Annotated in this window: 25 protein-coding genes and 1 pseudogene; 8 read left to right on the forward strand and 18 right to left on the reverse strand. The window is 61.3% G+C overall.

What is annotated here, in order from left to right:
* From LOKVESSMR4R_RS17585 to pip, 3 genes are read right to left on the reverse strand one after another with little or no spacing between them, the layout of a single operon-like run.
* Entirely contained in the window at positions 1-1197 is a 1197-nt protein-coding gene (locus LOKVESSMR4R_RS17585) for an ABC transporter permease (RefSeq protein ID WP_087211413.1), read from the reverse strand.
* Positions 1194-2186, reverse strand: coding sequence for an ABC transporter permease (locus LOKVESSMR4R_RS17590; RefSeq protein WP_087211416.1), 993 nt, complete (start codon positions 2184-2186; stop codon positions 1194-1196). Before LOKVESSMR4R_RS17590 ends, LOKVESSMR4R_RS17585 begins: the two co-directional genes overlap by 4 nt.
* 58 nt (positions 2187-2244) lie before the next feature.
* Positions 2245-3240, reverse strand: coding sequence for a prolyl aminopeptidase (gene pip, locus LOKVESSMR4R_RS17595; RefSeq protein WP_087211420.1), 996 nt, complete (start codon positions 3238-3240; stop codon positions 2245-2247).
* A gap of 19 nt (positions 3241-3259) precedes the next feature.
* Here pip and ubiG point away from each other — a divergent pair, with 19 nt between their 5' ends.
* Positions 3260-4045, forward strand: a complete 786-nt coding sequence (gene ubiG, locus LOKVESSMR4R_RS17600) for a bifunctional 2-polyprenyl-6-hydroxyphenol methylase/3-demethylubiquinol 3-O-methyltransferase UbiG (protein ID WP_087211423.1) — start codon at positions 3260-3262, stop codon at positions 4043-4045.
* Positions 4046-4132: 87 nt separating this feature from the next.
* Here the strand turns inward: ubiG and LOKVESSMR4R_RS17605 are convergent, their stop codons facing one another.
* Genes LOKVESSMR4R_RS17605 through LOKVESSMR4R_RS17620 form a run of 4 tightly spaced genes read right to left on the reverse strand, consistent with a single transcriptional unit; the run spans position 4133 to position 6418 of the window.
* Complete coding sequence (locus LOKVESSMR4R_RS17605; protein ID WP_087211426.1) at positions 4133-4576, reverse strand: MarR family winged helix-turn-helix transcriptional regulator; 444 nt, start codon at positions 4574-4576, stop codon at positions 4133-4135.
* A complete protein-coding gene (locus tag LOKVESSMR4R_RS17610) occupies positions 4576-5406 on the reverse strand; it encodes a carbon-nitrogen hydrolase family protein (RefSeq protein WP_087211429.1) in 831 nt (276 codons plus the stop codon). Before LOKVESSMR4R_RS17610 ends, LOKVESSMR4R_RS17605 begins: the two co-directional genes overlap by 1 nt.
* Positions 5403-5660 carry a glutaredoxin 3 gene (gene grxC, locus LOKVESSMR4R_RS17615; RefSeq protein WP_087211432.1) on the reverse strand — a complete coding sequence of 86 codons (258 nt, stop codon included), beginning with the start codon at positions 5658-5660 and terminating at the stop codon, positions 5403-5405. Before grxC ends, LOKVESSMR4R_RS17610 begins: the two co-directional genes overlap by 4 nt.
* Before the next feature lie 32 nt (positions 5661-5692).
* A complete protein-coding gene (locus tag LOKVESSMR4R_RS17620; protein WP_087211435.1) occupies positions 5693-6418 on the reverse strand; it encodes a ComF family protein in 726 nt (241 codons plus the stop codon).
* A 10-nt stretch (positions 6419-6428) separates the two neighbouring features.
* Between LOKVESSMR4R_RS17620 and LOKVESSMR4R_RS17625 the strand changes: the two genes are divergently transcribed.
* From LOKVESSMR4R_RS17625 to LOKVESSMR4R_RS17640, 4 genes are all read left to right on the forward strand, one after another.
* Positions 6429-7265 carry an SAM-dependent methyltransferase gene (locus LOKVESSMR4R_RS17625; RefSeq protein ID WP_087211438.1) on the forward strand — a complete coding sequence of 279 codons (837 nt, stop codon included), beginning with the start codon at positions 6429-6431 and terminating at the stop codon, positions 7263-7265.
* Positions 7266-7317: 52 nt separating this feature from the next.
* Positions 7318-8406, forward strand: a complete 1089-nt coding sequence (gene hemH / locus LOKVESSMR4R_RS17630; protein ID WP_087211441.1) for a ferrochelatase — start codon at positions 7318-7320, stop codon at positions 8404-8406.
* A gap of 15 nt (positions 8407-8421) precedes the next feature.
* Complete coding sequence (locus tag LOKVESSMR4R_RS17635) at positions 8422-8697, forward strand: DUF6522 family protein (protein WP_087211444.1); 276 nt, start codon at positions 8422-8424, stop codon at positions 8695-8697.
* 67 nt (positions 8698-8764) lie between these two features.
* Entirely contained in the window at positions 8765-9301 is a 537-nt protein-coding gene (locus LOKVESSMR4R_RS17640; protein WP_087211448.1) for a CAP domain-containing protein, read from the forward strand.
* Positions 9302-9320: 19 nt separating this feature from the next.
* On the opposite strand, the gene LOKVESSMR4R_RS17645 is transcribed toward LOKVESSMR4R_RS17640, so the two are convergent.
* The 7 genes from LOKVESSMR4R_RS17645 to LOKVESSMR4R_RS17675 form a co-directional block, all read right to left on the reverse strand.
* Positions 9321-9803, reverse strand: a complete 483-nt coding sequence (locus LOKVESSMR4R_RS17645; protein ID WP_087211451.1) for a L,D-transpeptidase family protein — start codon at positions 9801-9803, stop codon at positions 9321-9323.
* Positions 9804-9913: 110 nt separating this feature from the next.
* Entirely contained in the window at positions 9914-11116 is a 1203-nt protein-coding gene (locus tag LOKVESSMR4R_RS17650) for a class I SAM-dependent RNA methyltransferase (protein WP_087211453.1), read from the reverse strand.
* Positions 11117-12949 carry an ABC transporter ATP-binding protein gene (locus tag LOKVESSMR4R_RS17655; RefSeq protein WP_087211456.1) on the reverse strand — a complete coding sequence of 611 codons (1833 nt, stop codon included), beginning with the start codon at positions 12947-12949 and terminating at the stop codon, positions 11117-11119.
* On the reverse strand, positions 12946-14781 hold the full coding sequence (locus LOKVESSMR4R_RS17660; RefSeq protein WP_087211459.1) for an ABC transporter ATP-binding protein: 1836 nt from the start codon (positions 14779-14781) through the stop codon (positions 12946-12948). Before LOKVESSMR4R_RS17660 ends, LOKVESSMR4R_RS17655 begins: the two co-directional genes overlap by 4 nt.
* A 56-nt stretch (positions 14782-14837) precedes the next feature.
* Entirely contained in the window at positions 14838-15980 is a 1143-nt protein-coding gene (locus LOKVESSMR4R_RS17665) for a CCA tRNA nucleotidyltransferase (RefSeq protein WP_087211462.1), read from the reverse strand.
* The gene (locus LOKVESSMR4R_RS17670; protein WP_087213527.1) at positions 15977-16561 is read right to left on the reverse strand and encodes a CoA pyrophosphatase; all 585 of its coding nucleotides are present in this window, start codon (positions 16559-16561) and stop codon (positions 15977-15979) included. The genes LOKVESSMR4R_RS17665 and LOKVESSMR4R_RS17670 overlap by 4 nt, the downstream gene beginning before the upstream one ends.
* The gene (locus tag LOKVESSMR4R_RS17675; protein ID WP_087211465.1) at positions 16554-17546 is read right to left on the reverse strand and encodes an Hsp33 family molecular chaperone HslO; all 993 of its coding nucleotides are present in this window, start codon (positions 17544-17546) and stop codon (positions 16554-16556) included. The genes LOKVESSMR4R_RS17670 and LOKVESSMR4R_RS17675 overlap by 8 nt, the downstream gene beginning before the upstream one ends.
* Positions 17547-17622: 76 nt before the next feature.
* On the opposite strand from LOKVESSMR4R_RS17675, the pseudogene LOKVESSMR4R_RS17680 reads away from it, so the two are divergent.
* The 3 genes and pseudogenes from LOKVESSMR4R_RS17680 (at position 17623) to LOKVESSMR4R_RS17690 (ending at position 19824) form a co-directional block, all read left to right on the forward strand.
* Positions 17623-18061: pseudogene (locus LOKVESSMR4R_RS17680) on the forward strand (NUDIX domain-containing protein).
* Positions 18062-18322: 261 nt separating this feature from the next.
* Positions 18323-19540: an argininosuccinate synthase gene (locus LOKVESSMR4R_RS17685; protein ID WP_087211468.1), complete on the forward strand. Its 1218-nt coding sequence runs from the start codon at positions 18323-18325 to the stop codon at positions 19538-19540.
* On the forward strand, positions 19537-19824 hold the full coding sequence (locus tag LOKVESSMR4R_RS17690) for an SCP2 sterol-binding domain-containing protein (RefSeq protein WP_087211471.1): 288 nt from the start codon (positions 19537-19539) through the stop codon (positions 19822-19824). The genes LOKVESSMR4R_RS17685 and LOKVESSMR4R_RS17690 overlap by 4 nt, the downstream gene beginning before the upstream one ends.
* On the opposite strand, the gene LOKVESSMR4R_RS17695 is transcribed toward LOKVESSMR4R_RS17690, so the two are convergent.
* Genes LOKVESSMR4R_RS17695 through LOKVESSMR4R_RS17710 form a run of 4 tightly spaced genes read right to left on the reverse strand, consistent with a single transcriptional unit; the run spans position 19821 to position 24540 of the window.
* Positions 19821-20507, reverse strand: a complete 687-nt coding sequence (locus LOKVESSMR4R_RS17695; protein WP_237331843.1) for an HAD family hydrolase — start codon at positions 20505-20507, stop codon at positions 19821-19823. The genes LOKVESSMR4R_RS17690 and LOKVESSMR4R_RS17695 overlap by 4 nt on opposite strands.
* An 8-nt stretch (positions 20508-20515) precedes the next feature.
* Positions 20516-21415 carry a D-amino acid aminotransferase gene (locus LOKVESSMR4R_RS17700; protein WP_087211477.1) on the reverse strand — a complete coding sequence of 300 codons (900 nt, stop codon included), beginning with the start codon at positions 21413-21415 and terminating at the stop codon, positions 20516-20518.
* Positions 21416-21418: 3 nt separating this feature from the next.
* Entirely contained in the window at positions 21419-22285 is an 867-nt protein-coding gene (locus LOKVESSMR4R_RS17705) for a ribokinase (protein ID WP_087211480.1), read from the reverse strand.
* Complete coding sequence (locus LOKVESSMR4R_RS17710) at positions 22285-24540, reverse strand: NADP-dependent malic enzyme (protein ID WP_087211483.1); 2256 nt, start codon at positions 24538-24540, stop codon at positions 22285-22287. The genes LOKVESSMR4R_RS17705 and LOKVESSMR4R_RS17710 overlap by 1 nt, the downstream gene beginning before the upstream one ends.
* Between the last annotated feature and the right edge of the window lie 86 nt (positions 24541-24626).

Here is a 24626-nt window from a genome sequence, read left to right on the forward strand (position 1 = left end):
TCAGTCCTTCAACCCCGAGGATTTGTGCAGCATCCAATCCACCACGAAATTCACCGCCACCGCCAAAAGCGCAATCGCACCGGCCGCCAGCAGCGGCGGGGTTGCCACCATCGGCGCGAATTGCGCAAAATTCACGAAACCGCCCAGATCGCGCACCATGGTGCCCCAATCGGCAAGTGGCGGCTGGATCCCCACGCCAAGAAACGACAGCGACGCGATGGTCAGGAACACGAAACAGAACCGCAGCCCGAATTCGGCCAGCAAAGGGGCGGTGGCATTGGGCAGAATTTCGCGGAACATCAGGTATCCCATGCCTTCGCCGCGCAGCTTGGCCGCCTCGATGTAATCCATCACCACGATATTCTGCCCGACCGCCCGCGCCAGCCGGTAAACGCGGGTGCTGTCGATCACCGCGATGATCAGGATCATGAAATAGGTCTGCGGGATGCCCAGACGCGGCGCCCAGACGCTGGCGATGGTCATCAGCAACAGCGCAAAGATCAGCGACGGGATCGCCATCAGCACATCGACGATCCGCGACAGCAATTGATCCAGCCAGCCCCCCAGCGTCGCCGCCAGAAAGCCCATGCTGCCGCCCAAAAGGAACGCGATCACCGTGGTGACAAAGGCGATGCCCACCGTATTCTGCGCGCCATAGATCAGACGGCTCAGGATATCGCGGCCGATCTGGTCGGTGCCCAGCGGGAAATCGGGGTTGCCGCCCAGCGCGATATCGCCCCCCGGCATGATATTGGCCGGCACGCCCCGAATGATCTCGGCCTGCCCATATGGCGCAAGGAAAGACGCGAAAACCGCGACAAAGACATAGATCAGGATCATCATGATCCCGAAAGCCGCCGTCAGCGGCATGGACCGGAACAGGCGTTTGGTCTGTGGCGTACCGATGCTGCGCCCCAGCGCACGAAACAGCCAGGCGGCAATGGCAAAGATGATAAAGCCTTCGACCGCGATACGCAGGAAAAAGAACTTGTTGGCGACCGCCGGATCAGGGCTGCGCCCTTGCATATAGGCCCAGACCAGCCAGACCAGCGCCGCCACCGCAAGGATATAGCCATAAGCCACGCCAAAGGTCATGTCGCGGAAATAGGGGGCGCGGCCCGTTGCTGCTTGCCCCGCAAAGCGGAACCCCCAGGCCAAGGCCGCAAACCCCAGCAATGCCGCAGCGAACCAGATCATTTGGGATGCCTCAGCCGCGGGTTGGACAGGATCGACATGATATCGGCTGTCAGGTTCAGCAGGATATAGGCCGCCGCAAAGATCAGGCAGCAGGCCTGCACCACGGGGATATCGCGGAATTTCACGCTATCCACGAACAGCTGCCCGATGCCGGGATAGACGAAAACGACCTCGACCACGACAACGCCAGTGATCAGATAGGCCAGGTTGATCGCCACGACATTGATGATCGGCGCCAGCGCATTGGGCAGCGCATGACGCACGATCACGCGCAAGGGCGACAAGCCTTTCAGCCGCGCCATCTCGATATAGGGTGACGATAGCAGGTTGATGATCGCCGCCCGCGTCATCCGCATCATATGGGCCGTCACCACCAGCGTCAGCGTCAGCGCAGGCAGCAGCGTCTTTTCCAGCCTTTCGCTGAAGGACATATCCGCAAAGATGTTGGACACGGCAGGCAGGATCGGGTTCAGCACCGCCAAGAACAGGATCAGCACATAGGCCAGAAAAAACTCGGGGCTGGAAATTGATGACAGGGTGAAGATGTTGGTGGCACGATCAAAGACCGAATTGCGGTAAAGAGCAGCCAGCACGCCCAGCACGATGGCGAAAGGCACGGCGATGGCGGCACTGACGGCGGCCAGGAACATCGTATTGGCGAAACGCGGGCCGATCTGTTGCGCAACGCTGCCTGCACCTGAATCAGAGCCGGTGAAATTGGCAAAGCTCGCCTGCGCGAAACTCGACCCGAAATCGCCCTGCAAAGCACCGCCAAGCCAGCTGAAATACCGCGTCACCATCGGCTGGTCCAAGCCCAGGTCGCGGCGGATCGCGGCGACGGATTCGGGTGTCGCGCCCTGGCCCAGGATGGATTGCGCAAAGTCACCGGGCAAAAGGTTCACTGCGACAAAGATCAGAACCGACACAACCAGAAGCGTCAAAAGTCCAAGTGCCAGCCGTTGTAGAATGATTGTCAGGACATTGCCCAAACCAATAGTTCCCCATTTACTAAGTGGGACTTTAGCGGCTGCACAGCGTCTGTAAAGATCAAAGCCCCAGGTTGACCCGCTGCGTCCCCAGCATATCCATGCTGCGCACAAGTTCCGCGCTGATGCCCGGTTCGGACAGCGCATGCCCCGCACGGCCGATCATGACCAGCCGCGCCTTGGGCCAGGCTTGCGCCAATTTATAGGCCGAAACGGGCGGACAGATCATGTCATAGCGTCCCTGCACGATGATGCCGGGAATGCCTGCGATCTTTGCCATTTGCGCGGGATGCAGAATTTGCTGATCCGCCGACAGAAAACCGGCATTGTGAAAATAATGATTTTCCAGCCGGGCAAAGGCGCGGGCGTAATCGGCAGGGCTTTCGCCGGTCAGCCCGTCGCTATCCATCGCGGCCAGCGCGTTTTCCCATGACGCCCAGGCGCGGGCATAGCGGGTTTCCAGCGGCAGATCGCCGGAAAACAACCTGCGGTGATAGGCAGCGATCAGATCGCCATGTTCATCCTCGGGGATCATGCCGGCAAAGCGCGCCCAAAGATCGGGCCAGAATTTGCCCGCGCCACCGCCATAGAACCAATCCAGCTCTGGCTGGGTCATCAAGAAGACACCCCGCAGGGTCAGCGCGGCCACCCGGTCCGGATGCGCCTGGGCATAGATCAAGGCCAGCGTCGCCCCCCATGATCCGCCAAAAACGATCCAGCGATCAATGCCCAGGGCCTGCCGGATCTGTTCGATATCGGCGACAAGGTGCCACGTCGTATTCGCGGTCACGCTGGCATGCGGGCGCGATTTGCCACAGCCGCGCTGATCAAACAGCACGATGCGAAAAATCGCCGGGTCAAAGTAACGGCGCATCGCGGGGCTACAGCCGCCACCCGGCCCGCCATGCAGCACGACAACCGCAATACCGTCCGGATTGCCGCATTGTTCAACATAAAGCCGGTGCCCGTCGCCGACATCCAGCACCCGCTGATCAAAAGGATCGACGGGGGGATAAAGGTGGGCACCCTGGCGCTTTTGTCCTACGACTTTGTCCATAGCCACCCTATATCGCGGAATGAAACAAGAAACCATGACCGCCGTAATCACCGGAGCCAAGAAAATGTCCGCAACCAACACCGTTGACCCCTCCGAGATCGCCAAATTCGAGGCGATGGCCGCCGAATGGTGGGATCTGAACGGCAAGTTCAAGCCGCTGCATATGATGAATCCGGTGAGGCTCGATTACATCACCCGCCAGATCGCGGCGGAATTCGGCCGTGATCTGCAAGGGCCTGCGCCTTTCGCGGGGCTGCGGTTGCTGGATATCGGTTGCGGCGGCGGGTTGCTTTGTGAACCGATGGCCCGGCTGGGGGCTGTGGTCGTGGGGGCCGATGCGGCCGAGCGCAATATCCCCGTGGCCCAGGTCCATGCCGCGCAATCGGGGCTGGAGATCGATTATCGCCACACCACCGCCGAAGCGCTGGCCGAGGCCGGCGAAGAATTCGACGTCGTGCTGAACATGGAAGTGGTGGAACATGTGGCAGACCCGCTTGGCTATCTGACGGCCTGCCAGCAATTGCTGAAACCGGGCGGTTTGCACATCTGTTCGACCATCAACCGCAACCCCAAATCATTCGCCATGGCGATTGTGGGCGCGGAATGGGTGATGCGCTGGCTGCCCAAGGGCACGCATGAATGGACGAAATTCATCACGCCCGATGAATTATTCGCGCTGCTGGAACAGGCCGGGCTGACTCCGGTGGACCGCAAGGGATTCGTGTTCAATCCGCTGCGGTTCACCTGGGCGATCAGTGATCGTGACCTGTCGGTAAATTATGTGACTGCCGCGACCAAGGGCTGAGGTGGGTTCCAAAGAACTTTTATGCCTCCGGCGGGGATCACGTCAAATCGCGCTTGCGCGAATTGACGCGCTCGGAAGATGGGCGGCCTAGTCGATCTGACCGAGTTTGAGCCGCATTTCGCGCAGGACAGGCAGGGCGATGCGGACCTTTTCCTCGCCCACCTTGGCGACCGCTTCGGCGATAACAGGCGCGATGGCGGCGATGGCCGCGTCGCGGGCGGACAGGCCCGAGGGGCTGATGGATACCATCTTGCGGCGGGCATCGTCCCAATCGGGGCGGATATGCACCCAGCCGGCCCATTCCAGTTTGTGCAGCGTATTGGTCATGGCGCCGCGCGTCAGGTGAAAGGTCTTGGCCAATTGCGCGGGCGAGCGTTCGGCACCGCTATGCGCAAGATGGTTCAGCACCGAAAAATGCGACAATTCCATGCCCTTGGGCAGCACCTTGGCCACGGAGGCGCGCGCCAGCTGATCCACGGCAAGGATTTCGCTGAACAAGGAAACGGCAAGGCTGGTGGCATTGTCGGGCATCAGGGACCTTTGAAAGAGCGATCATGGGTCAGCGCCGGAATGCGCTGGCGCGACCTTGCCACTTTCGCGAGGTCAAGATCAACAATGGCGATGCCGGTTTTGGCGCCCATATCGACCAAAACCTCGCCCCAGGGGGAAATCGCCATGCTGTGGCCATGGGTCTGGCGCGGCTTGCCCCGGCTGATCGGATGGTCGCCCGTCTGCGCGGCGGCAAGCACATAGCAGCCGGTTTCGATGGCGCGGGCGCGCAGCAAAGGTTCCCAATGCGCCGCCCCGGTGACGGGCGAAAAGGCCGCAGGCACCAGCAGGATATCGGCCCCGGCCTGGGCCAGCGCGCGGTGCAAAGAGGGGAAACGGATATCATAGCAGATCGTCAGGCCAAGCGTGCCGAACGAGGTCTGGGCCAGCACGGCCTTGTCGCCGGGCCGGTAACCAGCTGATTCGCGAAAGGTTTCGGTGGCCGAGACATCCACGTCGAACATATGGATCTTGTCATAGCGGGCCATGATCGCACCTGTCGGGTCGATCAGGAATGACCGGTTCGCAAAACGACCATCTGCATCGCCCGTCTTAAGCGCCAGCGATCCGATCGACAGCCAGATGCCCAGATCCCGTGCCGTGGCGCGCAAGCCCGCAAGGGTGATGTCATCCTCTTCATGTTGCAGCACGTCGCGCTGATGTGCCCGGTCCTGCGAGACGCAATTCGTGACCTCGGGTGTCAGCACGAAACCCGCGCCCTGCGCCGCCGCCTGTGTGATCAGGTCACGCGTGGCGGCCAGATTGGCGACAGGATCATCGCCCGCGCAAAGCTGGACCAGCCCCGCCTTCATGCCGACAAAAGCGCGTCGAGCTTGCCTTGCCGGTCCAATGTCATCAGATCATCGCAGCCGCCCAGATGCTGATCCCCGATGAAGATCTGCGGCACGGTGCTGCTGCCTTTGGCGCGCTGGATCATCTCGGCGCGTTTTTCGGGCTGGGCGGTGATATTCACCTCGGTGAAACTGACGCCTTTGGCGCTAAGAACCCGCTTGGCCATATGGCAGTAACCGCAGGTGGGTTTTGTATAGATCTCGACGTGTCGCATGACAGGTCTCCTTTGGCTGTGTCATGCGTGATTTAGGCATCCTTGACGACGCGTGCCAGTGTTATCGTCGAAACCCCTGCGGCACCGCCGTGCAAAAGCGCCTCTGTGCAGGCCGCCAATGTCGCGCCAGAGGTCATCACATCATCGACCAACAGCACATGTTTGCCCGCGATCTGCGCCTGTTGTCTCGGGTGCACGGTGATCTGGCCGGACAGCGCGGCAAAACGGGCATCGCGGCTATGTCCTTCCAAAGGGGCGGTCTTGCGCGGGCGCAGGAGCGCATCGACACAGACAGGCCGTTGCAGGTCGCGCGCGATGACCTGCGCCAGCAAGGCGGCCTGGTTATAGCGCCGCCGCACCAACCGCAGCCGGTGCAGCGGGACCGGCACGACGATTGTGTCGGGATGGATCAAGGCCCGCGCCAGCCGCGCCATCCACAGGCCCGCTGGCTGCGCCAGGTCGGTGCGGTCGCCATGTTTCAGCCCCAGCACCAGCTTGCGCCCGATCCCGGTATAGATCAGCGCCGCACGTCCCCGGTCCCAAGGCCGCGCGATGACCATGCAATCGTCGCATTGCAGCCGCTGGCCATCGCTCTCACCGGGCAGGGGCGTGCCGCAGCTGTCGCAGATCGTGCCGTCGATGAACCGGGTTTCACGCCAGCAGCTGCCGCAAAGCCCGTTTTCAGCCTGTGTCTGAGTCTCGCATGCGACGCATTGCGCCGGATAGATCGCCCTGATCACGCTTTGCATCCGCATCATTGCACCCTACATGGGCGACATGACCATGCCGCCGCCTCTTGTTGACCGGACTGCCCTGACGCGGCATCGCGCCCGCGCGCTGCCGGATCATCTGTTCCTGCATCAGATCATCGCAGATGAAATTCAGGAAAGACTGATCGAGGTTAACAGATCGTTTAGATCAATCGCCATCGTGACCGGTTTCCCCGATTTCTGGCGCGCGCGCTATCCGCAGGCGGTGATCGTGGCCGATGATGACCTTTTGGCGCTGACCCCCGGCGCGCATGATCTGGTGCTGCATGTGATGGCGCTGCATTGGGCCAATGATCCGGTCGGGCAATTGGTGCAATGCCGCCATGCCTTGCAGCCAGACGGGTTGCTGCTGGCGGCCTGTCTTGGCGGGCAGACCCTGCATGAACTGCGCATCGCCCTGGCCGAGGCGGAAACCGCTGTCACCGGCGGGCTGTCGCCACGCGTGGCCCCGATGGGCGAGATCCGCGATCTGGGCGCCTTGCTGCAACGTGCCGGGCTGGCGCTGCCGGTGGCGGATGGGGCCAAAACGACGGTCAGCTATGCCAATATGTTCCATCTGATGCATGATTTGCGCAAGATGGGTGAAACCAATGCCCTGACCCAGCGTCTGCGGTCAATGACACGGCGCAAGGTGCTGACGCAGGCCGCCAGTATCTATGCGCAGCATTACCGCAATCCCGCCAACCGCGTGGATGCCACGTTTGAAATCATCATGCTGACCGGCTGGGCCCCCGCAGACAGCCAGCCCCAGCCCCTGCGCCCCGGCAGTGCAAAAAGCCGCTTGGCCGATGCTTTGGGGGCAAAAGAAATACAGCTCGACAGGTCCAAGGATTGATTTGGAACGTAAGATATTTAAAAGCCGCTCAAATGACGATAACCAAAGGGTCATGACCATGTTCGATGCACAATCACCCGCAGAGACGGAACGCCCTGCGACCTGTCCTGTTCATGCAAACAAGGATCACCCCGCGATCAAACCCGCGCGGGTCGGGATTCTTGTTGCGAATCTTGGCACGCCGGATGCGACGGATTACTGGTCGATGCGCCGCTATCTGAACGAATTTCTGTCCGACAAGCGGGTCATCGATTATTCCGCATGGCTCTGGCAGCCGCTGCTGCAACTGGTGATCCTGACCAAACGGCCGTTTTCCTCGGGGGCGGCCTATAAATCCATCTGGAACGAAGAGGCGAACGAAAGCCCCTTGATGACGATCACCAAGGCGCAGACAGCCGCGATCCGCAAACAGATGGTGGACCGCTACGGCGATGATGTGCGCGTTGATTTCTGCATGCGCTATGGCAATCCGTCGACCAAGTCCAAAGTGCGCGAAATGGTCGAGGCAGGCTGCACCAAGATCCTGTTCTTCCCGCTTTACCCGCATTACGCGGGGGCCACATCGGCCACGGCGAATGACCAGTTCTTCCGCGCGCTGATGGATGAAAAATGGCAGCCCATCGCGCGGGTCGTTGAACCCTATTTCGAGGAACCGGCCTATATCGAGGCTTTGGCCCAATCCATCGAAAAGGCCTATGCCGAGATCGAGATCAAGCCCGAGATGCTGATCTGTTCCTATCACGGTGTGCCGGAACGGTATCTGCGCGAAGGCGATCCCTATCATTGCCAGTGCCAGAAAACCACGCGCCTGCTGAAAGAACGGCTTGGCTGGGACAATACCCAGATCAAGACGACCTTCCAGTCGCGGTTCGGCCCAGAGGAATGGCTGAAACCCTATACCGTCAAAGAGGTCGCGCGCCTGGCCGAAGAAGACGGCCTGCGCCATATCGCTGTCTGCGCGCCCGCCTTTTCCGCCGATTGCATCGAAACGCTTGAAGAGATCAATGAAGAGATCAAGGAAAGCTTTGAAGAGGCCGGCGGCGAACATTTCACCTATATTCCCTGCCTGAACGATGATGCCGCGCATATCGACGCGCTCTGCGGCGTGATCGACAAGAACCTCAAGGGCTGGCTGGGCTGACAGAAAGGACGCAAGGTGAAGATACGCAGGACAGAAAACGGTTTCACCGTCGATGCTGCGGATCTTGGCCCCTTGCTGGGCATCGCGGCTGCCGAGGTGCCCGGCAAGATGCGCTCGGGCGAGATCACCGGCCAATCAGAAACCGGTGTGGATGCGGATGAAGGCAGGATCAGGCTGACCTTTTGGTATGCCGGGCAAAGGCTGCGCCTGGTCTGCGACACGGAAGGCACCGTCTTGACCAGCAGCCGCGCACCGGCGCGCCGCAATCCGCCGCAGCCTGGCCCGGCGTGACGAACTTTGTTTGTAGTCGGGGTCCAATGCAGCTAAACGACGTTGACCCGCAACAAAGAGTATCCAGATGGACAGACGCACGATGCTTTTCGGCCTTGTCGGAACAAGTCTTTCCGCTTGTGCAACGACGAACCGGCCATTGGGCCCTGACGGGCTGCCTCTGCCGACCGCCTATATCATTGCACCCGGCCAAGAAGCGACGGTCAAGTTCCGCATGCTCGACAGCGTCAATGCGCTGCGTCAGGCGGGACGGCTTGCGCCGGTCGCGCTTGACCCGCAATTGAATGCGGCGGCAGCGACACATGCGCGCGACATGTCGATCCAGAACCGGCCCTGGCTGTTCGGTGCCGATGGGTCCAGCCCCGTGCTGCGCGCGCGCCGTGCCGGTTTCCAAGGCCGGTTCCTGGGCGAGACGATCTCGGAATCCTACGAATCCGAAATTGCGACCCTGACCGCCTGGATGAATGACGAACGCACACGCGCAGTGATCATGGACCCCGAGGCGCGGTTGATGGGCTTTTCCTGGTTCCAGGAACCGGCCAGCAAATTGTGGTGGGTGCTGAATATGGGCGCGGCCCCCGGTTTGGCTGGCGGGTTATCCTGACAGGGTCAGGCCCCGCCCGTCAGGCATAGATGAAAATCTTGGTGCCCAGCCGGACCATGGAATAGACCTCGTCCATTTCGGTATTGCTGACAGCGATGCAGCCCCAGGTCCAATCCGGTATCCCGACCCAAGGCGACGGCGTGCCGTGGATGAAGATATCCCCGCCCGGATGGACACCCATCGCGCGGGCGCGCGCCACATCATCGGCATTGGGATAAGAGATACCGATCGACAGGTGAAACCGGCTGTTGGGGTTCTGCCGGTTGATCAGATAGGCCCCTTCGGGCGTGCGCCCGTCGCCTTCTTGCTGCTTGTGCTCGCGCGGGTTGAACCCAAGCGCGACATCATATTGCCGCAACAGGCTGTTGTGATGCAGCAGCTGCATCTTGCGCTGTTCCTTGAACACCTGAATCCGCGTGACATCGGGACCGAAATAGGTCGGGATATCCGGCTCTGTCACAGCAGAACAGCCTGCGACGCCTGCTGCGGCGCCGATCATCATTGAACGTCTTGAAATCATGTCACTGCCCAAATACGCGGTCTATCATGCCGCTTTTGGCCATGCTTATGGTAAAAATTTCGCGCGACCTAGCGGCATTGATGTCGCAGGGGTCATTTTCGTGTGAACGGTGACACGATTTCCACATGCGGCGACCAGCGGAACTGGTCCACCACCTGCACCCAAGGCATGGCGAAACCGGCATCGACCAGGACCTTGGCGTCGCGGGCGAATGTCACCGGATTGCAGGAAACCATGGCGATGGTCTTGATGTCGGATCTTGCCAGCGCCGCGATCTGCGCCTCGGCCCCCGCGCGGGGCGGGTCGATGACGGCAGCATCATATTTGCCAAGCTCGTCGGGTTCCAGCGGACGGCGGAACAGGTCGCGGGCCTCTGTGGTGACCTTGCGCAGGCTGCGGCCCGCACGCCAGCCACGGTCGAGCGCGGTCAGCATGGCAGAATCAGATTCCACCGCATGAGCCTCGGCCCGGGTAGCCAGCGGCAGGGTAAAGGTGCCGCAGCCCGCAAACAGGTCGACGATGCGCGCGGCACCTTGCGTGATCTCATCCACCGCGGCCAGCAGCGCAGCCTCGCCCTGCTTGGTCGCTTGCAAAAACGCACCGGGGGGCGGTGTGACCTTGGTGCCGCCGAAATCCTGATGCGGCGGGTTGATCGTGACCACGGGTTCGTCGTTCCAGACCAGCCGCGACAGGCCATGCGCATTGGCCAAAGCGGCCAAGGTCACGCGCAGATCGGGCGTCAGGTCCTTGTCGGTGCCGACCAGCACATCCGCGCCCAGCGCTGTTTCGGTGACGGTCAGATCAACCTCGCCCTTGCGGGATGCGGCCAGCAGGGTCAATTCCTGCAAGGCGGGCATGGCCGCCAGCAGCGCAGGCGTGACCAGCTGACAATCCGGCACATCGATCAAGACATGCGAGGCCTTGCCGTGAAAGCCCACCAGCGCACCCTTTTTGGTGCGGCGTCCCGCGAATTTGGCCCTGCGCCGCGATTGCACGGGCGAGGTGGCAACAGCACGAAACGCAGGATGCAGACCATGGGCCGCCAGCGCACGCGCGACGATATCCTGTTTCCAGCTGGCCACGAAATCATCGCTGGCATGTTGCATCGCACAGCCACCACAGGTCTTGAAATGACGGCAAGGGGCGGCGACCCGGTCAACCGAAGGCGTGACGATCCGCATGGTCCCGTCCTGGGCCACGTCGATTTCCTCGCCCGGCAGCACGCGCGCGATCAGCGACCGGCCATCCGAGGCGCGGCCAAGCCCCAAATGGGTCAGGCTTTCGATTGTCAGCATTTATTCCGCAGCATCCTGCACATTGATGAACCCACCCGACTGCCGGTTCCAATAGCGGGCATAAAGCCCGTCCTTGGCCAATAGATCGGCATGGGTGCCTTGTTCCACAATGCGCCCGCCGTCAAGCACGACGATCCGGTCCATCACCGCCAAAGTGGACAGCCGGTGCGCGATGGCGATGACGGTTTTGCCGTCCATGATGATATCAAGCGATTCTTGAATAGCGGCCTCGACCTCTGAATCCAGCGCGCTGGTCGCCTCGTCCAGCACAAGGATCGGCGCGTCTTTGAGGATCGCACGGGCGATGGCGATGCGCTGGCGCTGGCCGCCCGACAGTTTCACGCCGCGTTCGCCCAAATGGGAATCATACCCTTTGCGCCCTTTGAAATCGCGCAAGCCTTGGATGAAGTCATGCGCCTCGGCCTTGATCGCCGCTGCCTCGACCTCTTGCTGCGTGGCCTCGGGTTTGCCGTAACGGATATTATCGCGGGCAGACCGGTTGAACATCGCGGTTTCCTGCGTGACCATCGCGATCTGGCGGCGCAAGCTTTCCTGCGTCACGTCGCGGATGTCATGACCGTCGATCAGCACTTGGCCCTGTTCGGTGTCGTAAAGCCGCAACAGCAAAGCCACCAGCGTGGATTTGCCCGCACCCGAGGCGCCGACGATCCCCAGCTTTTCACCGGATGCAATCGACAGGCTGACATGGTCCAAACCCCCCGGCCCGCCCCCATAGCTGAAGGTCACATCGCGCAATTCAATCGCGCCGCCCTTGGGCTGCAATGCAACGGCGCTTGGCGCATCAACCAGCTGATGGGCAGGCGACAGGGTCTGCATCGCATCCTCGATCTCGCCGACATTGGCGTAGATACCCATCAGCGTAAAACTGACCCAGCCGGTCATCTGCGCCAGACGCAGCGAAATGGCACCGGCAGCGGCGATATCCCCCGCCGTGGCCGCACCCACCGACCAGAAATAAAGCGTCGTGCCCACCAGCAGCACGGGCAACAGCCCGCCCAGCCCCATCAGCCAAAACCGGAAGGATGTGGACAGCCAGCCGAAATGCACGGCCGATCCCCAATAGGTTTCCATCGCATCGGTGGCGGCGCGATCCTCGAATGCGTCATGGGCGAACAGCTTGACCGTCTTGATATTGGTGATCGTATCGACGACCTGCCCCGTCACCATCGCCCGTTTGGCCGCGCGCGCCTGCGACCGGATGCGGATGCGCGGCATGTAAAAGGTGATCAGCCAGACATAGGCCAGCACCCAAAGCGCCAGCACACCCGCCGTGCGGTAATCAATCGTCAGCAGCAACACGACCGACCCAACCAGCGAGGCCAGCGCATAGGCAACCGTCTGGATCATATCGACCACGAAATCCGTCGTCGCCCGCGCGCCCTGCATCTGTTTCTGCGCGATCCGCCCCGCGAAATCATTGTCAAAAAACGTGACCGACTGGCCCAGCGAATGCCGGTGCAGCCGCGACAGCACAAGATTGTTCAGCGCAGGCCCCAGCACGACGCCCTGAAACATCCCCGACAGGCCCAGAATGATCGGCCGCAAGATCACGAAAAACGCGCCGACACCGACCAGCAACCACAGATTCGTGCTGAAATAGGATTGCGCCTGACTGCCAACGGCAGCGTCGATCACCCAGCCCAGCATCAGCGCCGTGGCAACCTCCAGCAGGCCCGCCAGCGCAGAGACGAAAGCGCCCAAGCCGATCACAGGCAAGGCCCCGCCCAGACACCAGCGCAAAAACGCCATCAGCGTCTGTGGCGGTGATCCTTCGGCGCGTTCAAAAGGGTCGATCCAGCGTTCCGGTTTCACGATGAATCCTGCCCCAGAAACCCGCCCGATTGGCGCGCCCAGAACCGCGCATATTGGCCGCCCTGCGCCAGTAACGCGTCATGCGTGCCATCCTCGATGATGCGGCCTTGGTCCATGACGATGATCCTGTCCATCTGCGCGATTGTCGAAAGCCGGTGCGCGATCGCGATCACCGTCTTGCCCGCCATCATCCCGTAAAGCGTCTGCTGGATGGCGGCCTCTACCTCGCTATCTAGCGCACTGGTCGCTTCGTCCAACAGCAAGATCGGTGCATCCTTCAACATCACGCGTGCAAGCGCGATCCGCTGGCGCTGGCCACCCGACAGCTTGACACCGCGTTCGCCCACGCGCGCGGCATAGCCTTGGTTGCCCTCGCTATCCTGCAGACGCAGGATGAAATCATGCGCCTCGGCCTGACGGGCAGCGGCGATCATCTGATCCTCGGTGGCACCCGGATTGCCATAAAGGATGTTTTCGCGCACCGAGCGATGCAAGAGCGAGGAATCCTGCTGCACCATGCCAATGGCGCGGCGCAGGCTGTCTTGCTTGACCTTGGCGATGTCCTGTCCGTCGATGGCGATGCTGCCTTGTTCGATGTCATAGAACCGCAACAGCAGTTTGACCAAGGTGGATTTGCCCGCGCCCGACTGGCCCACAAGCCCGACCTTTTCACCCGGCGCGATCTGCAGATTGATCCGGTCCAGCCCGCCTTTGTCGCGGCCATAATGATGCGACAGATCACTGATCGTGACGGCCCCACCCGTCACCTGCAATTCATTGCAGGTCCGGTCCAGCAGTGTGACGGGCTGCGCGATGGTCTGCATCCCTTCGGCCACCACGCCAAGTTCGCGGAAAAAGTTGCTGATCGCCCACATGATCCAGCCCGACATCGCATTCAGCCGCAGGGTCAGCGATGTCGCCACCGCAACCACACCCAACGTGGCCGTGCCACCCCCCCACAACCAGATCGCCCAGCCAACGACACCCACGATCAACACGCCGTTCAGCACCATCAGCACCACATCCATCAATGTATAAAGCCGCATTTCATGCTGGAACGTCCGGCGCGCGTTTTCGATCGCGTCCTTGGCATAGGCGATCTCGGTGTCGTGATGCGCGAACATCTTGACCGAATGGATATTGGTATAGCTGTCTACGACACGCCCCGTGACCACGCTGCGCGCGTTCGACGATGCCTCGGATGCGGGGCCGATCCGGCGCACGACCCAGCGCAGCAGGAACAGATAGGGGATCAGCCAGACCAGCAAAGGCAGGATCAGCCGCATATCGGCATCGCCCAACAGGATGATCGCCCCGATGATATAGGCAATGGCAAAGGTGATCGCGTCAAACAGCTGGAACACCACCTCGCCCGCGGCGGGCGGGGTCTGCATGATGCGGTTGGCGATGCGGCCGGCGAAATCATCCTCGAACCAGCCGACAGACTGGCGCAGCACATGGCGATGCGCCCGCCAGCGGACCAAAGTGCCAAAATTGGGCAGGATCGTGTTGTTCAGCAGCATGACCTGCAACACATGCACCGCAGGGCGCAAGGTCAGGATGAACAGCGCCACAAGGATCAGTTCGGCCCCGCTTTGCGCCCAGACCTCGGACGGGGTGCCGCTTTGCAGAATGTCGATCAGCCGCCCCAGATAGGAAATCAGCCAGATTTCCACCGCCGCCACAACGACAGACAGCGCCCCCGTAACCCAGAAAACCACGCGGAACGGTTCTGCATAGGCGCGCAGAAATGCAAAGAGCCGCTGTGGCGGCGTGTCGGTCTCCTGATACGCTGTATAGGGATCGACCAGGTCTTCGAAAAACCGGAACATGATTTCAGCCTTGGGATGTAGAGCTTCCTGATACAGAGGTTTGCGCGAAAGGAAAACTACCCGCGCAAGTGTCGGAGCAATTCAGCCTTTGTCAGCGTGAAACCAGAGGCGATCCAAGCGGACTCGGCCTTTTTCATCGCTTGCCCCAAGGCTGGTCCGCGCAGGTCAGGCATCAGGTCAGCGGCTTGCAAAGGAAAGGTCTGATCGGCCGCGAAATGCGCGTTTTTGCCAATGTTAGTGTCTAATTCCTGCCCCAAAACCGCCGCCATAATCGCCGCCTTGTCGATCGCGGCCTCGGACCCGTGGCGATAGGCAAGCTCTGGCAAGGGCAGATCGGACGCGATCTGGTCCAGCGCCAGCGCATCGCGTTTGGACAGACGCAACGCGCCCGCAGGATCACCGCCCAGCGCAGCCAGACGGCGAATGGCCGATGGCGCTAGACCCGCCGCGCCCTCGATATGGACCAGAACGGCAAGCGGTGCCGCGACCGCCCCCGGCAATATCTGCGCCAGAACGCCCGCCGCCGCCATCGACGCCACGGCAGGGGCCGGATCAGGGGCAGAGAGAAGTTTGAACATCTCTGCCGTGACCCTTTCGCGCGACAGGCTGGCCAGCCCGTCAATATTGGCAGCACAAGCGGCCAGCGCGTCCGGATCAAGACCATCCGCGCCATACCAGGCATGAAACCGGAAAAACCGCAGGATGCGCAGGTAATCTTCTTTGATCCGCTGATCCGCATCCTCGATAAACCGGACGCGGCGGGCGAACAGATCAGGCAAACCGCCCAAAGGATCGACCACCATCCCATCCGGTCCGGCATAAAGCGCATTCATCGTGAAATCGCGGCGGCGGGCATCCTCGGCCATGTTATCGGCAAAGGCGACGACAGCGCGCCGGCCATCCGTGGCCACATCGCGGCGAAAGGTGGTGACCTCGAAAGGGGTGTTTTGGGCAATAACAGTGACTGTTCCGTGGTCAATCCCGGTTGGGATCACCTTCAACCCCGCCGCCTTGGCAAGCTGTGTGACGACATCGGGCCGCGCATCGGTGGTCAGGTCCAGATCGGCGACAGGCGCGCCCAACAGCGCGTTGCGCACGCAACCGCCGACAAACCACGCCTGATATCCGGCATCCGTCAACACGCGGCACAGCTGCTGCGCAGCCGGATTGGTCAACCATGCGCCCGTCACGCGTGTCATGACACGCGGTCCACGAAAGCACGCAAGATACGCGCGGTCGCACCCCAAATGTAATAAGGCCCAAAAGGCACCGTGTAATACAGCCGCTTGCGCCCCTGCCAATGGCGGCCTTCGGTGCGGTAATGCGCGGGGTTGATCAGATGGGCCAAGGGAACCTCGAACACTTCACTGACTTCATTCGCCTCTGGCCTGGCGTCAAAACGGCCATGCACAATCGCCAGCACAGGCGTGATCAGATAGCCCGTCACCGTCTGATGCGGCGGCAAGACGCCCAATACATCGACCTGATCGGACGAAAGGCCGATTTCCTCATGCGCCTCGCGCAGGGCGGCGGCGGTCAGCGAAAGATCACCCGCATCCTGCTTGCCACCGGCAAAGGCGATCTGGCCGGGATGATGTTTCAACCGCGCCGACCGTTTGGTCAGGATCACGGTTTCCGTCTCGGCCCGCACGGCAAACAGGACCGCCGCAGGGGTCAATTGCACCTGCGGCAGCGCGATATCTTGGTTAAGGTCGAAATCACTGGATGCGCGCCCCTCGCGGGACAGCGCATCCAACAGGCGCTGATGCAGGTCAGGCACTGGCATCCTTGGCTTCAAACCCAAGGGTTTCCGGCGCAAAGACATAATGCGCCCCGCAGAACTGGCAATCGGCGGTGACGGTGCCTTCGTCTGTGGTCATCGTGGCGATATCCTTGGCCGAATAGATCGACAGGCTTTGCCGGACGCGGTCCTCGGAACAGGTGCAGCCAAAGGTGATGGGCTGGGCGTCATAGACCCGCGGCCCTTCCTCGTGGAACAGACGGACCAGCAATTCGGTCGGGGTGACGCTGGGCCCGATCAGTTCCAGATCATCGACCGTATCCAGCAACACATTGGCGCGGGTCCAGTTTTCGCCTTCGTCGTCGGACAAAAGATCAACCGCTGCCAGCAAACCCTGCTCGCCCGACCCGCCCTCGCCCGTGGCGAAAGGCGAGGCTTTGGGCATATGCTGCAACATCACACCACCCGCACGCCAATGCGCGGCCTCGCCGGGGGTCTGGCTGCGGCCATAGGTCAGCGCGAAACGGGTCGGGATCTGTTCGGATTGCGCGAAATAGGTCTGCGCGCAGGCCGACAGCGACCCGCCCGCCAAGGGCGTGATCCCCTGATAAGGGGCCGTGCCTTCGCCCTGATCGATCAGGATCGCGAAATAGCCGTTGCCAACATGGCTGAACGGCTCGGCGTCATGGTCCAGCCTGTCGGCATCATAGGACGCATAGGCGCGGATTCGCGCGGGCTGGCCGTCATCGGTCGGGCCATAATAATCGGTGGCGATCAACCGCGCCGCCCCCGACCCGCGCACCTGCAAGGACAATTTCCAGCGCAATTTCATCGTCTGCCCGATCAACGCGGTCAACAGCGCCATTTCGGCGACCAAAGCCTCGATCACGGGGGGATAATCATGTTGCTTCAACACCTGTTCCAGCACGCCATCAAGGCGCGCGACCCGACCGCGAATGTCGGATGCATCAAGTTGGAACGGCAGGACGGTATCGTCCCAAGCGATTTTGGCGCTGAGGCTCATGGGCTTTCCTTAACTGTCAGGAATTGGCATACCGCGCCTATATAGGCGGGGCAACCCGGCGTCCAAGAGGCAAGCCATGATCAAACGATACGGCACGGTCCCGAAAAGTGGCCAGCGCTACAGAACACGCGCCGGGGCCTATGCGATCCTGCCGCGCGGTGGCAAGCTATTGCTGACCTATCAAGGCGACCCACATTACGAGGTGCAATTGCCCGGCGGCGGCATCGACCCCGGCGAAAGCCCGCTGCGCGCGCTGCACCGCGAAGTGTTCGAAGAAACCGGATACCGTATCGCCGCCCCCCGCAAGCTGGGCACATTCCGGCGGTTCACCTTCATGCCGGAATACGACCTCTGGGCGGAAAAGCTGTGCCATATCTATCTGGCCCAGCCAGTGCGCCCGCACGGCCGGCCCGCCGCGTGAACCGGGGCATCTGGCGATCTGGATGTCCCCGACCGAGGCATTGTCGGAACTCTACAATGACGGCGATGCCGCCTTTGTGGCGCGACACGCCTAGGCGCATTCCAACGAACATTGTGGCGCGGGATATCTCGGAGCCTCCGGCGGGGATATTTTCTTCTCGGAAGATGGAAGAAACGGTCCGCAAGTCGCGCAACTTTTATTCAAATGCAGAACACCGCTTTTCTTCCGAGCCAAAATATCCCCGCCGGAGGCCCTTCTGCGTCGCAGACGCAGCAGGATCGGGGCGCATCCTTGCCCATCGGCACGAAACCCGCTATCGCGCGAGACCAGACATATTGACGCAAAGGCTGCTTGCATGACCGCCCCTAAAAAAGTTGTTCTGGCCTATTCCGGTGGCCTTGATACCTCCATCATCCTCAAATGGCTGCAGACCGAATATGGCTGCGAGGTCGTGACCTTCACCGCCGATCTGGGTCAGGGCGAGGAACTGGAACCCGCCCGCGCCAAGGCCGAAATGATGGGTGCGAAATCCATCTATATCGAGGATCTGCGCGAAGAATTCGTCCGCGATTTCGTCTTCCCGATGTTCCGCGCCAATGCGCTGTATGAAGGGCTTTATCTGCTGGGCACATCCATTGCGCGGCCGCTGATCTCCAAGCGCCTGGTCGAAATCGCCGCTGCCGAAGGGGCCGATGCGGTCGCCCATGGTGCCACTGGCAAAGGCAATGATCAGGTGCGGTTCGAACTGGCCGCCTATGCGCTGAACCCCGATATCAAGGTGATCGCGCCTTGGCGCGAATGGGATCTGACCAGCCGCACCAAGCTTCTGGAATTTGCCGAGAAAAACCAGATCCCTGTCGCCAAGGACAAGCGCGGCGAAGCGCCGTTCAGCGTGGATGCGAACCTGCTGCACACCTCCTCCGAAGGCAAAGTGCTGGAAGACCCCGGTCAGGAAGCGCCCGATTACGTCTATCAGCGCACCGTCGCCCCCGAAGATGCGCCCGATACGCCCGAAATGGTGGAAATCACCTTTGAACGTGGCGATGCCGTGGCGATCAATGGTGAGGCCATGTCGCCCGCCACGATCCTGACGAAGCTCAATGAACTCGGGGGCAAGCATGGTGTGGGGCGGCTTGATCTGGTGGAAAACCGCTTTGTCGGGATGAAATCGCGCGGCATCTATGAAACGCCGGGTGGGACGATTTTGCTGGAGGCGCATCGCGGGATCGAGCAGATCACGCTGGATTCAGGTGCTGGCCATCTGAAAGACAGCATCATGCCGCGCTATGCCGAACTGATCTATAACGGTTTCTGGTTCAGCCCCGAACGCGAGATGCTGCAGGCCCTGATCGACAAGAGCCAGGAACATGTGTCCGGCACCGTGCGGGTGAAGCTTTACAAAGGGTCCGCCAGCACCGTGGCGCGCTGGTCCGACCGGTCGCTTTATTCCGAAGCGCATGTCACCTTCGAGGATGACGCCGGTGCCTATGACCAGAAAGATGCGCAGGGGTTCATCCAGTTGAACGCGTTGCGGCTGAAGCTGCTGGCATCGCGCGCACGCCGCCTGAAATGACGCTGGCCGAGATCACGGCCCTGCTGCAACGGGGCGTCGATCACGCGCCGTTGCAGGGGTCGCTGAAATTCGATTGCGGGGTTGACGGGGTCGTCGTGCTGGAAAACAACACAACGTCCACCATCGACCGCCCCGCCGATTGCACGATCCGCATCACGCTGGACAATCTGGCCAAGCTGGTCAAAGGCAAGCTGAACCCGATGACCGGCGTGGTGACGGGCAAGCTGAAAGTGTCCGGCGATGCCCGGATCGCGCTGAAACTGGGCGAATTGTTGAAGGCTTAAAGCCTGACAGCCGCCAGTTTGTCGTAAAACGGCATGGCGTCGCGGCATAGCTGCGCGGCCTCGCCCGCGAGTTCCGGCAAATCGCCCTCTGCCCCGGCAAACCCCGTGCTTTGATGCACGGCGTTATACCAATGGCTGGCCCAGATGCCGTCCTCGGCCCTTGGGCCTGCGGGCCAATGCAGCATCGCTGGGTCGAAATCCAGCCCGATGGCAGCGCAAAGCTTGCGCAGCATGGTTGCGGGGTCGGCGCGGATATCGGCGCTGTCGATCACCACGCCACCCAATTTGTCGAACAGGGCCGCCTGCTGGGGATAGCCAATCGCCTCTAGGCTGATGTGATCCATCTTGGCGCCATAGCTGGCGATCACCCGCGCGGGATGGCGGATCAGATGCACATTCACACAATCCGCCGCCCAATCCAGCGGAAAGCCCGCGATCATGTGATGCGGCATATGTTTCATGTAAAAATGCGGCTTTTGCCCTGTGATAGTGTCTAAACAGCGTCGCGCCACCGCGGCGGGGTCGGTTTCATGGGCGGCGATGATCTCGGCCCGCAGCGGATGGTCGGCACCGGTCGCGGCCAGATAGGGCGCATAGAAGGGTTCGTCCCAGATCGCGCAATCGGCGCGGTTGCCAAAGGCATACATCATCGCGGTGGACAGGTTCCGCGGGCCAGACCACATGGCAATCCTCATGATGATGCCACCAGATCTTTGTAAAGCGCACGCAGGCGGGTGGTCACGGGGCCAAGATCGCCTGTCCCGATCACCCGCCCGTCGATACGGCCCACAGGGGTTTGCGCGCCGAAAGTGCCGGTCAAGAAAGCCTCATCCGCGCTATAGGTGTCCACAAGGCTGAAATTCCGCTCAAAAACAGGGATATCATTGACGCGGCAGAGGTCGATGACCTTTTGGCGGGTGATGCCATTCATGCAATAATCGCCCGTGCTGGTCCAGACCTGCCCTTTTTTCACGATAAAGAAATTGCAGGCATTGGTCGTGTTCACGAAGCCATGCACGTCAAGCATCAGCGCCTCATCCGCGCCGGCCTTTTGCGCGGCGATACAGGCGAGGATGCAATTCAGCTTGGAATGGCTGTTCAGTTTCGGGTCCTGCGTCATCGGCAGCCCGCGCATATGCGGCACGGTGGCCAAGGTGATCGGGCGCGGGATCTTGGGCAGGGAATGTTCCATGATGATCACGCATGTCGGCCCCTGCTGGGACAGGTTCGGATGCTGGAAAGGCCGCGTTTTCACACCGCGCGTCACCATCAGCCGGGCATGGGCGTCGGTGGTCATGCCATTGGCTTTTTGCGTCTCTAACAAGGCGGAAATGACAGATTTTCGGTCCAGGCCGATATCCAGATCAATCGCTTTGGCAGCCTCGAACAGCCGGTCGATATGGTCGTCCAGAAAGGCCCATTTGCCATTATAAAGCCGCAGCCCTTCCCAGATACCATCACCCAGCATGAAACCGCTGTCATAGACACTGATCACGGCCTGCGCCTTGGGGACAATCCGCCCATCGACATAGATCAGGATCGCATCGTTGCGGGCGTCTTGCGCGGCTTGGTGGGTGGTGACCTCGGCCATGGTTTATCCTTGGAATGCCTGCACTTCGGAAAGATCGGGGATCACATCGGCGGTGCCATGGCGCATGACCATCAAGGCGGCGGCGCGCATCGCCTGCCCGATTGCCTGCGCCATCGGCATGCCGCGATCCAGCCCCGCCAGCACATAGCCGGTAAAGGTATCGCCCGCGCCGGTGGTATCGACGGGATCGACCTTGATCGCGGGGAAATGCTGATGGCCTTGCGGACCATGCCAATCCGCACCATCCGCGCCCCGCGTGACGATCACATCGGCGAGACCCAGATCAGCGGGCAGCTTGCCGGTGGCTTGGCGCAGCTGATCCGCCTCGACCGCGTTCAGGATCAGGAAATCAAGGTAAGGCAGCACGGCCATCACCCGATCGGCATCAAAGGGCGCGGCAGCATAGGCGACGCGCAGCCCCATCTTGCGACCAAGGCTGGCGGCGGTGCGTTGCAGGTTGGTTTCATTCTGGATCACCAGCCAGTCGCCTGTCTGCGCCTCGGCCATCGCGGTCTGCAAGATGGTCTGCGGAATCTCGGCATTGGCACCCGGATGCAGCAGGATCGCATTTTCGCCCTTGGGGTCGACCATGATGATCGCTTGCGCGGTTTCAGTGTCTAACACGGCGATATTGCGGGTATCGACGCCATATTCCAGCAGGCGTTCGACCGCCCATAAACCATCCTGCCCGACCGCGCCGATATGATGGACATGCGCGGCAGCCCGCGCCGCGGCCACCGACATATTCGCCCCTTTGCCGCCCAGAAACATCTTGCGCCCTGTCGTGCCCAGCGTTTCACCGGGGCCGGGAATATGCGGCACGGCATAGACGAAATCCGCGTTGATCGACCCGAGATTCCAAATCGCCATCAGTCGATCCCGCAGGCGGCGATGACAGCCATATTCAGGATATCATTCACCGTCGACACGGTGGAACAGATCTGCATCGGCTTGCCCACGCCGGACAGGATCGGGCCGATCACGGTGGCACCGGCCATTTCCTGCATCAGCTTTACCGAGATCGAGGCCGAATGCCGCGCAGGCACGACCAGCACATTGGCCGGGCCGGTCAGGCGCGAAAACGGATAATTTTCCTGCGCGCGCGCGTTCAGGGCGACATCGACGGTCATTTCGCCCTCATATTCGAAATCGACACGGCGGCTGTCCAGCACGACCGGGGCCTTGCGCATCTTTTCGGCGCGTTCCGACACGGGCGATCCGAAGGTCGAGAAGGACAGAAACGCCACGCGCGGTTCCAACCCCAGATCGCGCGCGACCGAGGCGCCGCGTTCAGCGATATCGGCCAGATCGTTTTCATCGGGCCATTCATGGACCAGCGTGTCGGTGATCAGCACGATCCGCCCTTTATGCAGCACGGCGGTCACCCCGACCGCGCCATCATGGGGCTGCGCGTCGAACACATGGTTGATCAGTTCCAGCACATGCGCCGATTTACGGGTCGCGCCGGTGACCATGCCATCCGCATGGCCATGCGCCAGCATCAATGCCGCGAACACATGCCGGTCGCGCGCGGCAAGGCGGTGGATGTCCTGCACATCGAATCCCTTGCGCTGCAAACGCTTGTAAAGAAACGCCTTATAGGTTTCGAGATGGGTGGTATTGGCGGCATTCACAACCTCGATCTCGTCCACGGCTTCGGCCAGACCTTCGGCGGTCAGCTTGGCGCGCACATCGTCAGACCGGCCCACGACCAGCGCCTTGCCCATGCCCGCGCGCTGATAAAGCACGGCCGCACGCAAGACGCGCGGATCGTCGCCTTCGGCAAAAACCACGGTGGATTGCGCCGCACGCGCGCGCGCGTTCAGGCTGCGCAGGATCGACGCGGTCGGGTCCATGCGGGATTTGAGAGACAGCTCATAAGCGTCCATATCCACGATAGGCCGCCGGGCGACGCCGGTTTTCATCCCCGCTTGGGCCACAGCGGTCGGAATCCGGTGGATCAGGCGCGGGTCAAAGGGCGTCGGGATGATGTAATCGCGCCCAAAGGACAGTTTCTTGCCATAGGCCATGGCAACCTCGTCGGGCACATCCTCGCGCGCCAAAGCGGCAAGGGCTTCGGCGCAGGCGATCTTCATCTCGTCATTGATGGCGCGGGCGTGGATATCCAGCGCGCCACGGAACAGATAGGGAAAGCCCAGGACATTGTTGACCTGATTGGGGTAATCGCTACGGCCCGTGGCGACGATCGCATCGGGGCGGACGGCGTGCGCCTCTTCGGGGGTGATCTCGGGGTCGGGGTTGGCCATGGCGAAAATCACGGGGTTCGGGGCCATGCTGGCGACCATATCCTGCGTGACGGCACCTTTGGCGCTGACACCAAGGAAAACATCGGCATCTTTCATCGCATCCGCAAGGCTGCGGGCATCGGTCGCCACAGCATGGGCCGATTTCCATTGGTTCATGCCTTCGGTGCGGCCTTGATAGATCACCCCCTTGGTATCGGCCATGATGCAATTGCCATGGCGCGCGCCCATGGATTTCAGCAATTCAAGGCAAGCGATCCCCGCCGCCCCCGCGCCGTTCAGCACGATTTTGACATCTTCGATCTTTTTGCCCGACAGATGCAGCGCATTCAGCAGACCGGCCGCACAGATCACGGCCGTGCCGTGCTGGTCGTCATGGAACACCGGAATGTCCATTTCTTCCTTCAGCCGCTGTTCGATGATGAAACATTCGGGCGCTTTGATATCTTCCAGATTGATGCCGCCAAAGGTCGGGCCCATCAGGCGGACAGCATTGCAAAAAGCATCGGGGTCTTCGGTATCCAGTTCGATATCGATGGAATTGACATCGGCAAAGCGCTTGAACAGCACGGATTTGCCTTCCATCACCGGCTTGGACGCCAGCGCGCCCAGATTGCCAAGGCCCAGCACCGCGGTCCCGTTCGAGATTACAGCGACCAGATTGCCCTTGTTGGTGTAATCATAGGCAGTGGCCGGATCGGCGTGGATTTCCTCGCAAGGGATCGCGACGCCGGGGGAATAGGCCAACGACAGGTCGCGCTGCGTGGTCATCGGCACGGTGGCCTGTATTTCCCATTTACCCGGGCTTGGCTGCATGTGGAATTGCAGCGCATCTTCGCGGGTCAGTTTGTTCTTGGCCATGTGGTTCCCCCTCTGCCCGCCATTCATAGCGGGTTCCGCCCGACAGCCGCAACGGATACATTTCGGGGTTTCGCCGCCTTGGCCCG

The organism is Yoonia vestfoldensis (assembly GCF_002158905.1).
Taxonomy (GTDB): Bacteria; Pseudomonadota; Alphaproteobacteria; order Rhodobacterales; family Rhodobacteraceae; genus Yoonia; species Yoonia vestfoldensis_B.